Annotated in this window: 14 protein-coding genes; 11 read left to right on the top strand and 3 right to left on the bottom strand. The window is 69.2% G+C overall.

Annotation, left to right across the window (positions count from 1 at the left end; translation table 11 throughout):
• The first annotated feature begins 6 nt into the window (after nucleotides 1–6).
• Together rplQ and truA are read left to right on the top strand one after the other, a co-directional pair.
• On the top strand, nucleotides 7–588 hold the full coding sequence (rplQ, locus tag I2456_RS05575) for a 50S ribosomal protein L17 (protein ID WP_068158769.1): 582 nt from the start codon (nucleotides 7–9) through the stop codon (nucleotides 586–588).
• The gene (truA, locus tag I2456_RS05580; RefSeq protein WP_085073702.1) at nucleotides 554–1,432 is read left to right on the top strand and encodes a tRNA pseudouridine(38-40) synthase TruA; all 879 of its coding nucleotides are present in this window, start codon (nucleotides 554–556) and stop codon (nucleotides 1,430–1,432) included. The genes rplQ and truA overlap by 35 nt, the downstream gene beginning before the upstream one ends.
• Before the next feature lie 35 nt (nucleotides 1,433–1,467).
• Here the strand turns inward: truA and I2456_RS05585 are convergent, their stop codons facing one another.
• Nucleotides 1,468–2,298 (bottom strand): cutinase family protein, encoded by an 831-nt coding sequence (locus tag I2456_RS05585; RefSeq protein ID WP_241007866.1) that lies wholly within the window; start codon nucleotides 2,296–2,298, stop codon nucleotides 1,468–1,470.
• Between the two features lie 120 nt (nucleotides 2,299–2,418).
• Between I2456_RS05585 and eccB the strand changes: the two genes are divergently transcribed.
• Nucleotides 2,419–3,801, top strand: a complete 1,383-nt coding sequence (gene eccB / locus I2456_RS05590; RefSeq protein ID WP_085073703.1) for a type VII secretion protein EccB — start codon at nucleotides 2,419–2,421, stop codon at nucleotides 3,799–3,801.
• Here eccB and mycP read toward each other — a convergent pair.
• Together mycP and eccD are read right to left on the bottom strand one after the other, a co-directional pair.
• Nucleotides 3,763–5,097 carry a type VII secretion-associated serine protease mycosin gene (gene mycP, locus I2456_RS05595; protein ID WP_085073704.1) on the bottom strand — a complete coding sequence of 445 codons (1,335 nt, stop codon included), beginning with the start codon at nucleotides 5,095–5,097 and terminating at the stop codon, nucleotides 3,763–3,765. The two genes, eccB and mycP, sit on opposite strands and share 39 nt — an antisense overlap.
• A complete protein-coding gene (gene eccD, locus I2456_RS05600; RefSeq protein ID WP_085073705.1) occupies nucleotides 5,094–6,410 on the bottom strand; it encodes a type VII secretion integral membrane protein EccD in 1,317 nt (438 codons plus the stop codon). The genes mycP and eccD overlap by 4 nt, the downstream gene beginning before the upstream one ends.
• A 114-nt stretch (nucleotides 6,411–6,524) precedes the next feature.
• Here eccD and eccCb point away from each other — a divergent pair, with 114 nt between their 5' ends.
• From eccCb to I2456_RS05640, 8 genes are all read left to right on the top strand, one after another.
• A complete protein-coding gene (gene eccCb, locus I2456_RS05605) occupies nucleotides 6,525–10,046 on the top strand; it encodes a type VII secretion protein EccCb (RefSeq protein ID WP_085073706.1) in 3,522 nt (1,173 codons plus the stop codon).
• The gene (locus I2456_RS05610) at nucleotides 10,043–11,209 is read left to right on the top strand and encodes a type VII secretion-associated protein (protein WP_085073707.1); all 1,167 of its coding nucleotides are present in this window, start codon (nucleotides 10,043–10,045) and stop codon (nucleotides 11,207–11,209) included. The genes eccCb and I2456_RS05610 overlap by 4 nt, the downstream gene beginning before the upstream one ends.
• A gap of 46 nt (nucleotides 11,210–11,255) precedes the next feature.
• On the top strand, nucleotides 11,256–11,564 hold the full coding sequence (locus I2456_RS05615) for a WXG100 family type VII secretion target (protein WP_068033790.1): 309 nt from the start codon (nucleotides 11,256–11,258) through the stop codon (nucleotides 11,562–11,564).
• Nucleotides 11,565–11,580: 16 nt separating this feature from the next.
• Nucleotides 11,581–11,877 (top strand): WXG100 family type VII secretion target, encoded by a 297-nt coding sequence (locus I2456_RS05620; protein ID WP_068158781.1) that lies wholly within the window; start codon nucleotides 11,581–11,583, stop codon nucleotides 11,875–11,877.
• A 220-nt stretch (nucleotides 11,878–12,097) separates the two neighbouring features.
• Nucleotides 12,098–12,541 carry a 50S ribosomal protein L13 gene (rplM, locus tag I2456_RS05625; RefSeq protein ID WP_068033786.1) on the top strand — a complete coding sequence of 148 codons (444 nt, stop codon included), beginning with the start codon at nucleotides 12,098–12,100 and terminating at the stop codon, nucleotides 12,539–12,541.
• Nucleotides 12,538–12,999, top strand: a complete 462-nt coding sequence (gene rpsI, locus I2456_RS05630) for a 30S ribosomal protein S9 (RefSeq protein WP_085073708.1) — start codon at nucleotides 12,538–12,540, stop codon at nucleotides 12,997–12,999. The genes rplM and rpsI overlap by 4 nt, the downstream gene beginning before the upstream one ends.
• 129 nt (nucleotides 13,000–13,128) lie before the next feature.
• Nucleotides 13,129–14,466 (top strand): phosphoglucosamine mutase, encoded by a 1,338-nt coding sequence (gene glmM, locus I2456_RS05635; protein WP_085073709.1) that lies wholly within the window; start codon nucleotides 13,129–13,131, stop codon nucleotides 14,464–14,466.
• Nucleotides 14,467–14,507: 41 nt separating this feature from the next.
• Nucleotides 14,508–14,822: a type VII secretion target gene (locus tag I2456_RS05640; protein ID WP_068033781.1), complete on the top strand. Its 315-nt coding sequence runs from the start codon at nucleotides 14,508–14,510 to the stop codon at nucleotides 14,820–14,822.

Raw genomic sequence — 14,822 nt, forward strand, 5'->3', positions numbered from 1 at the left:
GTCGCAATGCCCAAGCCCACCAAGGGCCCTCGCCTCGGCGGGTCGTCTTCGCACCAGAAGGCGCTGCTGGCCAACCTGGCCACGTCGTTGTTCGAGCACGGCCGGATCAAGACCACCGAGCCGAAGGCCCGGGCGTTGCGGCCCTACGCCGAGAAGCTGATCACCCACGCCAAGAAGGGCACGTTGCACAATCGGCGTGAGGTGCTCAAGAAGATCCGGGACAAGGATGTGGTGCACGCCTTGTTCGCCGAGATCGGGCCGTTCTTCTCCGACCGCAACGGCGGTTACACCCGCATCATCAAGGTCGAGCCGCGCAAGGGCGACAATGCCCCGATGGCCGTGATCGAGTTGGTGCGGGAGAAGACGGTCACCTCGGAGGCGGATCGCGCGCGTCGGGCCAAGCCGGCCAAGAAGGCCGCGCCGGAGGCGGCGGCCGCGGCACCGCAGGCGTCGGTCGAGCCGGCGGCGGTGGACGATTCGGCAGCCGACGAGGTCGCCGAGGATTCTGCGGTCGAAGACACCCCCGAGGCGGCGGCCGCGACCCCGCAAGCGGGTGTCGAAGACGCTGACGAGGCCGCCGAGAATTAGTGACGTTGTTCGTCTGCGGCTCGACATAGCCTATGACGGAACGGATTTCGCGGGCTGGGCTGCACAAGCGGGGCAGCGGACGGTCGCCGGCGTCCTCGATGAGGCGCTGACGACCGTCTTCCGCGTTCCGGTGCGGTTACGCGCGGCCGGACGCACCGATGCCGGCGTACACGCCACCGGGCAGGTGGCCCACGTCGACGTGCCGATCGACGCCATACCCAACGCCTATTCCCGGTCGGTCCGGGACGGCGATCCCGAATTCCTGCCGCTGCTGCGACGGTTGGGCCGGTTCCTGCCCGCCGACGTCCGGGTCCTCGACATCAACCGCGCGCCAGCCGGTTTCGACGCCCGGTTCTCCGCGCTGCGACGCCACTACGTGTACCGGTTGTCCACGGCGCCTTACGGTGTCGAGCCCCAGCAGGCCCGCTACGTCACCGCGTGGCCCCGCGAACTGGACGTGGATGCGATGACGGTGGCGTCGCGAGAGTTGTTGGGTTTGCACGACTTTGCCGCGTTCTGCCGTCACCGGGAGGGCGCCACCACCATCCGCGACCTGCAGCGGCTGGACTGGACGCACCAGGGGCATCTGATCACGGCGCAGGTCAGCGCCGACGCGTTCTGCTGGTCGATGGTCCGCTCGCTGGTGGGGGCACTACTGGCGGTCGGGGAAGGCAGGCGCACCGCGGCGTGGTGTCGTGAACTGCTCAGCGTCACCGAACGTTCCAGTGATTTCGCCGCCGCGCCGCCGCAGGGATTGACGCTGGCCAGGGTGGACTACCCGCCCGATGACCAACTGGCGTCTCGGGTGCTGATCACGCGGGACGTGCGCACCCGGGATCGCTAGAGGCGCATAGGCCAGATGGGCTTACGCTCGTCGCGTCAGTGCACCGCGACGACGGAGCCCGGCGCCTGCACCGGCGTTCCGGGTACCTGCGGGCCGAGGCCGGGAATCGGTGCGGTGCCCGGAGCCTGCGGTACTTGCGGGCCGAGTCCGGGCACCAACGGGGTCGATCCGGGCAGGTGCGACGAAGACCCCGCCAACAGCTTGCCCGCGACGAAGGTGGCCGCCTGCGTGGTATACGCGGGGACGTAGCCTTCGGTGTGGCCACTCCATTCGTTGCCCGCGCCGGCGTGACAGATCGGGTCTTGCGGGTTGCACAGGTCGATGGCCTTGGCGCCCAACAGCGGGCTGGCATTGGGCACCGCTCCGCCGGCGCGGTCGGCCACGTCGCCGAAGGTCGCCACCGCGGCGATGTTGCTGGCGTATTCGGGCGGTAGCGAACTGCCCCAGCTGATGCCGCCGATCGGAACGCCGGCTACGATGTCGATCACCGACGCGCCTTGGGAGTAACCGCCCAACACGATCTGGGTGTTCGGGCAGGAGGACACGGTCTGCTTCACATGGTTGATGACGTCGTTGGCGCCGTCACCGCCGTGCAGCTGCAGCTTGCTGGCGGCGTAGTTCACCCCGTAGGTGCCGATGTCCATGCCGTTGGTCTGCTGGCGCAGCGAGGTGACGAATGCGTCGCCTACGCGGCCCATGCCTGGTGGTTCGTTGGTGCCGCGCGCGAACACGACCTCGGCGTCGTGGCAGTCGGCGGCTGATGCCACCGGGGTTGCTGCGCTCGGGGATACGACGGCGGCGGCGACCAATGCTGCGGCGCCCAGGCCGGCCCGACCGACCTGGCGGCGAATGCGGAGCTCTAACACCTCGAGAATTTTACCCGCAACGGCTGACCAGCAAAATTTCCGAGACTGTGGATGAGCGGTGAGCTGCGGTGGCCGGTCGCCTTACCGTAGGGGGCGATTCGCCGGACTCGTGGGGGTCATGTGTCGCGACAGGGGACGACGTGGCTGCAGATCAGCGCACGCCGATTCCTGCTGCGCCGCCTCGAGGCGGCTTTGCTCGGCCGGGATCTCGGCAGCGTCAGCCGCCCGCACGCTGTCGGGTCGACGCTGGGCTGCCTGGTGGCGGCGGTCGCGGTGGCCGGATGCGCCGCCCTGGCGGTACTGCATCCGCGTCCGGGGCTCGGGGACGCGCGGATCGTCATGAGCCGGGAGTCCGGGGCGCTGTACGTGCGGGTGGGCGAGACTTGGCATCCGGTGCTCAATCTGGCCTCGGCCCGGCTGATCGCGGCGACGAGTGCTAACCCCACGCCGGTGCACGACTCGGACCTGAGTCGCACGAAACGCGGCCCGCTGCTGGGAATTCCGGGGGCGCCGGCGGATCTGGCCGGGCCGCTGCCGGCCTCGGAATCGGTGTGGACCGTGTGTGACGGCGAGGCACCCGGCGTCACAACGGTTCTGGTGGGCCGGGTTGCTGTCCAGGGACTGGGCGCCGAGCGGGCCGTCCTGGTGGCGCCGGTTTCCGGCGCGCCGGCCTATCTGCTGTATCGCGGTCAGCGCGCGGTGGTGGACCTGGCCGATCGGGCGGCGGTGCGGGCTTTGCGGCTGGAGGGACGCAAACCTCGGCTGGTCTCCCAGGCTTTGCTCAACAGCGTTCCCGAGGCGCCGCCGATCACCGCTCCCCACGTCGGTGGCGCGGCCGGGCGGACCGCATCGGGCCTACCCGGGTTCGCGGTCGGAACTGTGCTGCGCATCACACGCGTGCAGGGCGAGGAGTCCTACGTCGTGCTCGGTGCCGGTGTGCAGCGGATCGGCCAGGTCACCGCCGATCTGCTGCGGTTCGGCGACTCGCGGGGCAGCGCCGACGTTGCGGTCGTGGCGCCCGACGCCATTCGCGCCGCGCCGGTGGTGAACGAGCTGCCGGTCTCCACCTTCCCGGATCGGGCGCCGGAGGTTTCCGACGCGGCCGCGGTATGTGCGACGTGGGCCCCACGAGGACACGGGCCTGCCGAGGTGGTGATCTCGGTGGGTAGCGGGCCGCCGTTTCCGGCGGGCCAGGGTCCGGTGACCTTGTCTCAAGCCGACGGCCGCGGTCCGGCGCTGGACGCGTTCCATCTCCCGCCCGGCCGCAGCGCCTACGTCGCGGCGCGGAACCTGTCTGGCGAGGGCACCGGTAGCCGTTATCTCGTCACCGACACCGGTGCCCGGTTTGCCGTCCACGACGACGAAGCGGCACATGACCTCGGTTTGCCGGCGGCGGCCAGCGCGGCGCCATGGCCGATGCTGGCGACGCTGCCAAGCGGTCCGGAGCTGAGTCGGGAGAAAGCCTCAGTGGCTCGTGACATCGTCGCGGCGGGGCCGCCGTAAGCGCCCGGACGCGCCAGCCGCCACCACGACCAGCAGGCCGACAGCCGCGCCGCCGACTGCCGTGTTGCGGGCGCTCGTCTTCGGTCGCGCGGGCGGTTCGGGCGGCGAGCTGATCGGCGTGGGTGAATGCGGCGGGTTGGCGGGTTGCGGCCCGGGGTCGGTGCTGACGGCGGCCATCGCGTCGACCGTGCCGTTGCCGACGAATGGATCCCATCCCGCTGGTGGGTGGTGTGCTGTCGCCTCGATGCGTTGCATGACCTGTCGTGCGGTCAACGCCGGGAAGCGGGCGCGGATGAGTGCGGCGATCCCGCTGACCACCGGCGCGGCGTAGCTGGTGCCCGAAAGCGGTTGACCGGCAACGCTACTGATCAACCCATCGCCGACCGGGCTGAGCGATGTCACCGCCTCCCCGGTCGCCGCCACATCGACCCACGGGCCGGCCAGGCTGAACTCCGACGGCGATCCGGCGGCGTTGACCGATCCGACGGTGAGCACGTAGTCGTCGTACCAGGCGGGACTGACCGCGACGGTGACGGTGTCTTGGGTGGCGTCGGACCGTTGCTGCGGACAGTGCGCGCCACCACCGGTATTGCCTGCCGCGGCTACGACGACGGCGTTCTTCACGTCCACCGCATAAGCGAGGGCGGCGCCGAGCGCGCGGTCGTCAAGCGCGTCGGCCGCCGGCGCGCACGCCACCGAGGCGATGGTGATGACGGACGCGCCGAGGTCGGCGGCGGTCCGGACCGCCTGGGCCATGGTGTCCACGTCGCCGACGCCGCTGCCGTGTCCAATCGCTGCGAACTTGGCGCTGGATTGGCGAATGCCGATCAACGTGACGTCGGGTGCCACGCCGCTGAACTGGTCGCCGGCCGCATCGGGTGCCCCGCCGACGATTCCGGCGACCAGGGTGCCGTGTGCGTCACAGTCCTGGGTGCCGTCGCCGGTGAACACATAGTCTCCGCCGGGCATCAGTTTCGGCAGCCGCCGATGTCGCGAGACGCCGGTGTCGATGATCGCGACCCGCTGGCCGGCCCCGCGGGTCAGTGGCCACACGCGCGGCAGATCCAGGCCGGTTAACTGGTTGGGCGTGTCTATGGGCGCAACGGCCGGCGCCGCCGTACACGTCTCCCGTTGCACCGTCGGATGCGAGGGTGCCGGCGCTGCCGGTGCGGGCAGCCACTTTTCGTCGATCGGCGGCGGGGATACGGCATGCGCTGACGGTGTGCCGCATTCGGTCAGGACCACGATCGCCGCGACCGCGCCCAGTCGCAGCACCCGGGTGCCGGCCCCACTCATCCCAGATGCAGCGCGCGGACGCCGTCGAATATCCCGCTAACCCAGCAAGTCACCGGCACCGCCGCGATCAGCGCCAGACATTCCAGCGCGTCGATGCCCCGGCGGGCCAGCGGCGACAACGGCATGTCGGGGCCGAGGAATCCGGTGTAGATCGCCGCGGCGGTCAGCAGCGCGGCCGACGCCGCGATCCAGGGACTGTGTTGGGGTACGCGCCCGGCGGTGAGCGCGAATGTGGTTGCCGCGGAAATGATTCCGCCGACGGCGAACATCAGGTTGTTCCTCCTGTTTCGTGTCTGCAGCAGCAGGAGCAGACCGGTGATGCCGGATAGGGCGAGACCTCGTGGCGTGATGCACGCGGCGACCACGGCGCCGACGGCGGTCGACGCCGCGAAGGCGGCGGACAGGCCGGCGAGCCAGTGATCGGCGCACACGGCCTGGGCGGTGAGCTTGTCCGCGGGGACGTCGTCGTCGCTCGGCGACAACCCCGCGGCCGCGATGGCGATGCGCGGTGCCAGCTCCACTAGAGCCAGGGAAGCCAGGGCGCCGAAGGCGGCTACCGTCTGCGGCTGTGCGGAGGTGAGCACACCCGCCAGCGCGCTGGTTGCCGTCATCCCGGCAAAGCCGGCCGCCGCGGTCAACGCGACTGTGCGGCAACCCAATAGGCGAGTGGCGAGGACGGCGGCAACCGCGGCGGTCATCGCCGCCAGCAACACATTCGGTAGGCCGGGCGGACCCGGCACGGCCAGGTATCCGGCTACCGCGGCGAAGACGACGGCGATCAGGCCAAGCGTGACCGTCGCCGTCGAGTCTTCACGTGACCGCTGCGCAATGCCGGCGGCCAACAAGGCCATAACGGCCGCCGCCCCGGTGACACCCGCGGTCAGGTAGGTGCTCCCGGCGCCCGGCCCGTGCGCCGTCACGGTCACCGCAGATGCGGTGGTGAAGGCACCGGCCGCAAGGGCTCCACCGATGCGCGTGGCGTTGCGGGGCTGGACTACTACCAACGTCGTCGACACCGCCTCAGCGGCGTCGTCATATCGCGGAATCGGTGCTCTGCTCACCTCTTGGCTCAAGATGAGCACCGTGCCGTCGCCGATGTCGTTCTGCGCCAGCGTCGTCGAGGCGGGCAGCGTTGCCGAGCCCAGGCGCGACAGGTGATAACGCGTCGCCGTGTCGCCGCATTTCTCGCCCAGCAGGTCGACGAGGGCAGGTATCAGGGTGGCGACCGGAACTTGGGCGGGCAAGGACACGTCGACGGCGGCCGGGCCGGAATGAACGCACACCCGGCGTATGCCTTGAACAGATTCCGCCATTGGCCCTCCAAACGTGTTGCTCGGCAGGTTAATCGGAGTCGCGGCGGGCCAGTATTCGGCTATCCACAAGTGAATTGCGGCGACACGCCCCGCTGTCTAACGTCATCGGCCGTTATGGAACACGGGCCGCGATCGGCGGAAATCGAGGTCGCCGCACCGCCGGAGGTGCCGCGGTCAACGTCCTCCGGTCTGCTGCTGCGGGTGCTCCCGGTCGTCATGTCGGTTGCCACGTTCGCAGTGATGGCGGTGGCGTGGGCTTCGGGGTCGCCGATGGCGCGCAATCCGACCTTCCTCGCCTTCCCGGTGATGATGTTGGGTTCACTGGTGGTGAGCATGTTCAGCGGCCGCGCCCGTCCCGACATCGACGCCGACCGAGTCGACTACCTGGACTATTTGAGCGGGCTGCGTCATACCGTGACGGAAATAGCCGCACGACAACGTTTCTCGCTTGAGCGGGCACATCCCGATCCTGACACGCTGTGGCCGTTGATCGGCGGGTCGCGCAGGTGGGAGCGGCGACCGGATGATCCGGAGTTCTGCCGCATCCGGGTGGGCCGCGGCAATCAACCGCTGGCAACTCGTCTGGTGGCCCCGCCAGAAACGACCGCACACCGGTCCGATCCGGTCACCGGCACGGCATTGGCGCGGTTCCTGCGCACACACTCCACCGTCGACGACGTGCCCGTCGCGATACCGCTGCGCGGCCCGATAACGATCGAGGGTGCGGTGGCCGCGGTGCGCGCGCTGGCGCGGTCAATGGTCTGCCAGTTGGCCGTGCTGCATTCTCCCGACGAGGTGTTGATCGCCGCGGTGGCTTGTGCGGCGACGCAGGAGGACTGGGATTGGCTGAAGTGGTTGCCGCACAACCGACATCCCTGCGCTGACGATGCGACGGTTCCGATGGTGTATTCGACGCTGGGGCAGGCCGATACCGCGCTGGCCGAGGTGTCGGCAGCGCGGGTGGTGGTGATCACCGACACCGACGAGCGCGGCAACTGCGGTGGCGCGGTGACCACCATCCGGGTGGCTGGGTCGGGCGGGCCGCTGACGGTCAGGGTCGGCGACCAGATTCAGCCGCTGGTGTGCCCGGACCAGATGAGTGCGCTCGACGCGCTGGTGTGCGCCCGCCGCCTGGCGACCCGCCATGGTCGCCCGCGCGCCGCGCAACCCGGGTGGGATGAACACGACGACCAACTTCGCGTGCGGATCGGCGTGACACCCAACGGAGTGGCCGTCGAACTCGACATCAAGGAGTCGGCCGAGGGTGGCATGGGTCCACATGGGCTGTGCGTCGGTGCAACGGGCTCAGGCAAATCCGAGCTGTTGCGGACTGTCGCGGTGGGAATGATGGCACGCAATTCCCCGGCGGTGCTCAACTTGCTGCTCGTCGACTTCAAAGGGGGCGCCACCTTCTTAGACCTTGCCGGTGCGCCACACGTCTGCGCCGTCGTCACCAACCTCGCCGCGGAGGCGCCGTTGGTCGCCCGGATGAAAGACGCACTGAATGGCGAGATCAACCGCAGGCAACGCCTGCTGCGGTCGGCGGGCAACTTCGTCAGCACCGCGGCCTACGAGCGGGCCCGGCGTGGCGGCGCGGCGTTACCGGCGCTGCCCACGTTGTTCATCATCGTCGACGAATTCGCCGAGCTGCTCAGCCAGCATCCCGATTTCGCGGACACCTTCGTCGCGATCGGCCGACTGGGCCGGTCGCTGGGTATGCACCTGCTGCTGGCCAGTCAGCGCCTCGAGGAGGGTCGGCTACGGGGACTGGAAGCTCACCTGTCCTACCGCGTGTGCCTGAAGACGTTGTTGCCCAGCGATTCACGAACCGTGCTGGGCACCACCGACGCCTACGAGTTACCAAACACCCCGGGTGCGGGTCTGCTGCGGTCGGCGAGCGGTGAGCTCACCCGGTTCCAGACGTCGTATGTTTCCGCGCCGCTTGCGGTAACGCAGCGCGATCCGGCAGCCGATGAGGTGCGGCTGTTCACCAGCCGCAGCGTCCATCGCGTCCCCGCCAGTACGACACGCCGGCCGACCGTAGCCCAAGCGGTGCTGGACCGGCTGTCCGGGCAGGGGCCGCCCGCACACCGGGTGTGGTTGCCGCCGCTGGACACCGCACCAGCGGTAAGTGAACTTCTGTCCGGGGCGGCACCGGCTCTGACGGTGCCCATCGGCATCGTCGACCGACCCTTCGAACAGCGCCGAACCCCACTGATCGTCGACTTGTCCGGTGCCACAGGCAATGTCGCGATAGTGGGTGGGCCACAGTCGGGCAAGTCGACCGCACTGCGCACCCTCCTGCTGGCGTTGGCTGCTACCCATGACGCCGACGATGTGCATTGCTACTGCCTGGACTTCGGTGGCGGAGCGTTGGCCTCGATGGGCGAGTTGCCGCATGTCGGCACGGTCGCGGGTCGAGCCGACCGAAGGCTGGTCCGGCGCATGGTCGCCGAACTCGAGGCGATGGTGCGGGATCGCGAGGCCCACCACCGCGGGCCCGGGACCGGCGGTCGGTTCCCGGAGGTGTTCCTGGTGATCGACGGCTGGGGCGTGTTGCGTCAGGAATTCGAGGCGTTGGAGGAACCCGTCACCGCGCTGGCAGCGCAAGGGCTTTCTTATGGCGTCCATGTCGTGCTGTCCGCGACGCGCTGGGCCGAGGTCCGGCCGGCGCTCAAAGATCAGATCGGCACCCGCATCGAATTGCGGTTGGGCGATCCCGCGGACTCCGAAGTGGATCGCAAGCAGGCGCAAGGAGTTCCGCACAACCGGCCAGGCCGCGGCCTGTCACACGATGGGCTGCAGATGCTGATCGCCCTACCGCAACTGAGCGGAGCCGACATTCGTTGCGGCACGGCCGGTTCGGGTGCGCCGCCGATACCGCTGCTGCCCGATCGGGTGGAGTACGAAGCGGTGCTGCAGCGGGCCTCACACGAAGTGAGCACCCAGATCCTGCTGGGCATTGACGAACGCCGGCTGCGGCCCGTAGCACTGGACTTTCAGCGGCAACAGCATCTGCTGGTGCTCGGAGACAACGCCTGCGGCAAGACATCGCTACTGCGCCTGCTGTGCCGGGAGCTCATCCGCACCAGCACTGCCGGACAGGCCGAGCTTGTCATCGTCGACTTTCGGCGCACGTTGTTGAGTGTGGCCGAATCCGATCACCTGGGCGGCTATGCCATGTCACCCGCGGCGCTCACCGCCTTGTTGCCGAGCCTGGTAGCTCGGCTACAGCAGCGCATGCCACCTGCGGATGTCACACCCGCGCAGCTACGGACGCGGTCGTGGTGGTCCGGACCCGAAATCTATTTGGTGGTCGACGATTACGACCTGGTCGCGGCGCCGGGCGGCAACCCGTTGGCCGTGCTGCTCGACTACCTGCCATACGCCGCCGATGTGGGCCTACATGTGATCGTGGCGCGACGCAGCGGCGGTGCGGCGCGTGCGCTGTTCGAGCCGTTGCTCGCCGGCCTGCGTGAGCTCGGCTGCCTGGGTCTGCTGATGAGCGCGAGTCCGGATGACGGCGTGCTGCTCGGGTCGAATAACCCTGGGCCGTTGCCGCCCGGTCGTGCTGTGCTGACGACCAGGACCGGCGACGAGCAAGTTGTGCAGCTGGCCTGGAGCCCGCCCCCATGAGCGGGCACCGCGCCGTGATCGAGGCAGGCCCCGGCGATATCCGTCGAATATGTTGTGCCGCAGGTTCATCCGGGAAGGTGGCGGACTCTGCGCTGGCCGCAATCGACGACGATGTGGCACTGGTAGGCGAGCGCCCGGTTGCGGTCGCCTCGCTGTGGTCGAGCATGCTGCGGACATTGGCGTCCGGTCATCCGGACGGCGTGGTTGTCGTGCACCCGTCGTGGTGGTCGGCGGCGCGGATCGGCGTGGTGACCGCCGCTGCGGGCACGCTCGGCGTCGACGCGCAGACGCATCCCCGATCATGGCTGCTTGCACAGGCGCTTCCGGATGCGGCTGATGCGGCCGTCATCGAAATCGCCGATCAACTGGTCGCGGTCACCGGGAAGACGGTCGCTGCCGTGCCGCGCCCGGCCGGGCCCGGGCAAGTCTCAGCGCTGATCGACCACACGTCGGCGGTGGTGCTGATCGACGCGCCGAACACCATTGCCGGTGCCCAGCCGCTGGCGTCGGCGATCACCGACGCGGTGCAGCAGACGGTCGTCGCAGTCGACGACGCGAGGCTGACGCGGCTGGCTCGACGGGCCGGTGCGATCCCTCCCACCAAACCGGCCGAGGCGCCGCCACCGCGCTCTGTTGCCCGAATCGGCGCCGGCGTCGTCCTCGCCGCACTTGCCCTTGTGGTCCCCGCCGTCGCTGCCGCGCACCATCCCGGCCCGTCCCGGACGCACACCGCGCCTACCTCGGTACTGGTAGAGGGACGCGTGGCGCTGACGGTGCCCGCCGACTGGTCTGCCCAGCGGGTGGTCGCCGGGCCCGGTTCGGCACGAGTCCAGGTGACCTCACCGGCCGATCCGGAGGTGGCGTTGCACGTCACCCAGTCACAGGTGCCCGGCGAGACGCTGGCCGGCACGGCCGAACGATTGAAACGGGCCATCGACGCCGAACCCGCCGGTGTGTTCGTCGACTTCCACCCGTCCGCTCTCAGCGCCGGCCGACCCGCGGTGACCTACCGCGAAGTACGTGCCGTGCACCATGTCTGGTGGACGGTGCTGCTGGACGGCGATGTCCGGATCAGCATCGGATGCCAGAGCCGGCCGGGCGCCCGGGACGCCGTGCGCGCCGCGTGTGAGCAGGCGGTCGGATCGGCTCACGCGGTCAACTAGCCGAAATCGATGGAACCGAATCCGGTCGGCCGCAGTCGAACTAGGTATGAGCACGCTCAACACCGACTTCGAGCTGATGCGTTCCGTCGCCGCCACGACGGACGCCCGCAACGACGAGATCCGAGCGATGCTGCAAGCGTTCATCGGACGCATGAGCGCTGTGCCGCCGTCCCTGTGGGGTGGACTGGCCGCCGCGCGCTTCAAGGATGTGGTGGACCGCTGGAACGCCGAGTCCACCAGGCTCTATCACGTGCTGAGCGAGATCGGTGCCACCATCCGGCACAACGAGGCCGTGCTGCGCGAGGCCGGCGAAACCCACGCCCACCACATCGCCGCCGCCGGCGGACACCTCTGAGCGGGAAGGATCAGTCGTGGATCCAGTGCTGTCGTACAACTTCGCGGCCATCGAACACTCGGTGCGCCAGGAAATTCACACCACCTCCGCGCGCTTCAATGCCGCGCTGGAAGAGCTGAGGTCACAGATCGCGCCGCTGCAGCAACTGTGGACCCGAGAAGCCGCTGCCGCCTACCAGGTCGAGCAGCTCAGGTGGCATCAGGCGGCCACCGCGCTCAACGAGATCCTGGTCGAGTTGGGCAACGCGGTGCGCGACGGGGCCGAGGAGGTGGCAGGCGCGGACCGCCGCGCGGCCGGCGCCTGGGCGCGGTAGCGAAACCGCATACTCTGTGTGGTCCCGGTGGGGGAGAGCCGCCGGGACCACACAGTCATTTTGACCTGCGGGGACGGCCGTCGGTATGCTGCTCGGTTGGCGTACGGAAAGCTGGGGCCTCGGGTCAATGTCGGTCGCCGAGACCATCCCCACCGTGGCAGCCTGACCGGCACCCGGCTGGTACCGGGATCCGCCCGAGAGAAAGAAATAGGTAAGCGCTGTGCCTACATACGCGCCCAAGGCGGGTGACACCACGCGGTCGTGGTACGTCATCGACGCCACGGACGTAGTGCTTGGCCGTCTTGCCGTCGCGGCAGCCACCCTGCTGCGCGGTAAGCACAAGCCGACGTTCGCTCCCAACGTCGACGGCGGTGACTTCGTCATCGTCATCAACGCCGACAAGGTCGCCATCGGCGGCGACAAATTGCAGAGCAAGATGGCTTACCGCCACTCGGGCTACCCCGGCGGCCTGCGTAAGCGGACCATCGGCGAGCTGATGGAAAAGCACCCCGACCGGGTGGTGGAGAAGGCCATCGTCGGGATGCTGCCCAAGAACAAGCTGAGCCGCCAGATCCAGCGCAAGCTGCGCGTCTACGCCGGCCCGGAGCATCCCCACACCGCTCAGCAGCCGGTTCCGTACGAAATCAAGCAGGTGGCGCAATGACCAGCACCGAGACGACCGAGGTTCCCGAGAACGAGGGCCAGCTGGCCGCTCCCAGCGAGTCATTCGTGTTCGAGCGGCCCATCCAAACCGTCGGCCGCCGCAAGGAGGCCGTGGTGCGGGTGCGCCTGGTGCCCGGCACCGGCAAGTTCGACCTCAACGGCCGCAGCCTCGAGGACTACTTCCCGAACAAGGTGCACCAGCAGCTGATCAAGGTCCCGCTGGTCACCGTCGAGCGCACCGAGAACTACGACGTCTTCGCCCTGCTGCACGGTGGCGGTCCGTCAGGTCAGGCCGGTGCGCTGCGTCTGGGCATCGCCCGGGCGCTGATCATCGCCTCACCGGAGGACCGGCCCGCGCTGAAGAAGGCCGGCTTCCTCACCCGCGACCCACGCTCCACCGAGCGCAAGAAGTACGGCCTGAAGAAGGCGCGCAAGGCGCCTCAGTACAGCAAGCGCTGATCAGCGATCACTTTCTGGCCGCGAGCGGGCATTTTGCGCGCTTTCATCGGCGTGTCGACCGACCGATAGGGACGCTCGCGGCCAAAAGTGGGTATGTGCACGGCTGTCAACTGTGAAAGGTTTGTCCGTATGGGTCGACTATTCGGCACCGACGGCGTCCGTGGGGTCGCCAATCGCGAGTTGACCGCCGAATTGGCTCTGGCTCTGGGTGCCGCGGCGGCGCGGCACCTGACGTCAACGGGTAAGCCGGGCCGGCGGGTCGCCGTGGTCGGCCGCGACCCACGGGCCAGCGGCGAGATGCTGGAAGCCGCGGTGATCGCCGGCCTGACCAGCGAAGGTGTCGACGCGCTGCGGGTCGGAGTGTTGCCCACGCCCGCGGTGGCCTACCTGACCGGCGCCTACGACGCCGACTTCGGGGTGATGATCTCCGCGTCGCACAACCCGATGCCCGACAACGGCATCAAGATCTTCGGCCCCGGCGGCCACAAGCTGGACGACGACACCGAGGACGAGATCGAGAACCTGGTGGCGGCCGGACCGGGTCTGCGTCCCATCGGGGACGGGCTTGGCCGTGTCGTCGACGCCGTCGATGCGGCGGACCGCTACCTGCGCCACGTGAGCAAGGCCAGCACCAACCGACTCGACGGACTGACCGTCGTCGTCGACTGCGCCCATGGCGCGGCGTCCAGCGTCGCGCCGCGGGCCTACCGGGCGGCCGGCGCCCGCGTCATCGCCATCAACGCCGAACCCAACGGCCTCAACATCAACGACGGCTGCGGCTCCACTCACCTCGATCCGCTGCGCTCCGCCGTTCTCGCCCATGGCGCCGACCTCGGGTTGGCCCATGACGGGGACGCCGACCGCTGCCTGGCCATCGACGCCAACGGTGACCTGGTCGACGGTGACGCCATCATGGTGGTGCTCGCGCTGGCCATGCAGGAGGCCGGCGAACTGGCCTCCAGCACGCTGGTGACCACGGTGATGAGCAACCTCGGTCTGCACCTGGCCATGCGCGCGTCCGGCATCTCCGTACGCACCACCGGCGTCGGCGACCGCTACGTTCTCGAGGAATTGCGCGCCGGTCAATTCAGCCTGGGCGGCGAACAATCCGGCCACATCGTGATGCCGGCGTGGGGCTCCACCGGCGACGGCATCGTCACCGGACTGCGGCTCATGACGCGCATGGTGCAGACCGGATCCGCACTGGCTGCCTTGGCCGCGCCCATGCAATCGCTGCCGCAGGTGCTGATCAACGTCGAGGTTGCCGACAAGGCCACCGCCGCCGCCGCGCCGTCGGTCCAGACGGCCGTCGGCCAGGCCGAGGCAGAGCTCGGCGACACCGGCCGAATCCTGTTGCGGCCCTCCGGAACTGAGCCGGTCATCCGGGTGATGGTGGAGGCCGCCGAAGAAGACATCGCGCAGCGGCTGGCCGCCAGCGTCGCGGACGCGGTGAGCGCCGCGCGCTGAGAGTCTGGAACCGCGGCGCCGTATCCGGCGTCGAACTTGGTATGAGACTCGACAATGCAGAAACTGCCGCCGGCATCGACGTCGCCGCGGTGTACACGGTGGCCGACCGGATCGACGACGCGGCCGACCTGATCAACGGTGCGGTCCGTAATCATCTGGCGGAGCTGGGTTTCGGCGCCGCACACGCCGGTCGGGCGCACACCACGCGCGGTGACGCGCTGCGTATCGCGTTGGACCGGCTGGGCGCCGAGCTGTCACAGTGGGCGCGCGCGGCCGCCGAGATCGCGGTCGCGCTGCGCTCGGCGGCCGACCGCTACGCCGCTGCCGACCGATACGCCGCGGCGCGGATCGCCTGA

The organism is Mycobacterium kubicae (genome assembly GCF_015689175.1).
Lineage (GTDB): Bacteria > Actinomycetota > Actinomycetes > Mycobacteriales > Mycobacteriaceae > Mycobacterium > Mycobacterium kubicae.

Excerpts from the sequence above, each read along its gene's own strand:
- I2456_RS05615 (WP_068033790.1), top strand. The coding sequence starts at position 11,256 with ATGAGCACGCTCAACACCGACTTCGAGCTGATGCGTTCCGTCGCCGCC.
- eccCb (WP_085073706.1), top strand. The coding sequence starts at position 6,525 with ATGGAACACGGGCCGCGATCGGCGGAAATCGAGGTCGCCGCACCGCCG.
- mycP (WP_085073704.1), bottom strand. The coding sequence starts at position 5,097 with ATGAGTGGGGCCGGCACCCGGGTGCTGCGACTGGGCGCGGTCGCGGCG.
- I2456_RS05640 (WP_068033781.1), top strand. The coding sequence starts at position 14,508 with ATGAGACTCGACAATGCAGAAACTGCCGCCGGCATCGACGTCGCCGCG.
- eccD (WP_085073705.1), bottom strand. The coding sequence starts at position 6,410 with ATGGCGGAATCTGTTCAAGGCATACGCCGGGTGTGCGTTCATTCCGGC.
- glmM (WP_085073709.1), top strand. The coding sequence starts at position 13,129 with ATGGGTCGACTATTCGGCACCGACGGCGTCCGTGGGGTCGCCAATCGC.
- rplQ (WP_068158769.1), top strand. The coding sequence starts at position 7 with ATGCCCAAGCCCACCAAGGGCCCTCGCCTCGGCGGGTCGTCTTCGCAC.
- I2456_RS05610 (WP_085073707.1), top strand. The coding sequence starts at position 10,043 with ATGAGCGGGCACCGCGCCGTGATCGAGGCAGGCCCCGGCGATATCCGT.
- rpsI (WP_085073708.1), top strand. The coding sequence starts at position 12,538 with ATGACCAGCACCGAGACGACCGAGGTTCCCGAGAACGAGGGCCAGCTG.